General features: G+C 38.8%; 1 protein-coding gene. It reads left to right on the plus strand.

The genetic code is table 11. The features are described 5' to 3' along the window. The coding region (locus ES017_RS15650; protein WP_216367613.1) for a hypothetical protein at positions 1–389 on the plus strand (389 nt) is incomplete at both ends.

Below are 389 nucleotides of genomic sequence, written 5' to 3' on the forward strand. Positions count from 1 at the left end.
AGAAAATATTTGGCAATTAGAAGCAAAACTCTCAAGTCGTAATATTCGCCAGATCAGTGAACGTTTATTGAATACTGCTGTACAAGAAATGAAGCTGGAAGCATCAGAAGAAAATACATTGTATATGATGACCATGGTCAAATATTTGAGTGTCCTGACGATCATTGATTACCAAATCAATCGGGAATTTCGGGTAGGCATCGCGTTGAATATGGATGCACTTTTCAAAGAGGCAGTCTTTTATATGTGGCTGCTGTACTTAAAAAATTTGAATGGGGTCGTCGTTGAGCGCTATGCTAAAGAACAGGACTATGATCTGATCTTGACGAATTATCCGATTGAAACATCGATTCCTACATATCGGATCAGTGAGTTAGGGACGACTTACG

Source organism: Anoxybacillus sp. EFIL (assembly GCF_013096955.1).
GTDB classification, from domain to species: domain Bacteria; phylum Bacillota; class Bacilli; order Bacillales; family Anoxybacillaceae; genus Anoxybacillus; species Anoxybacillus ayderensis.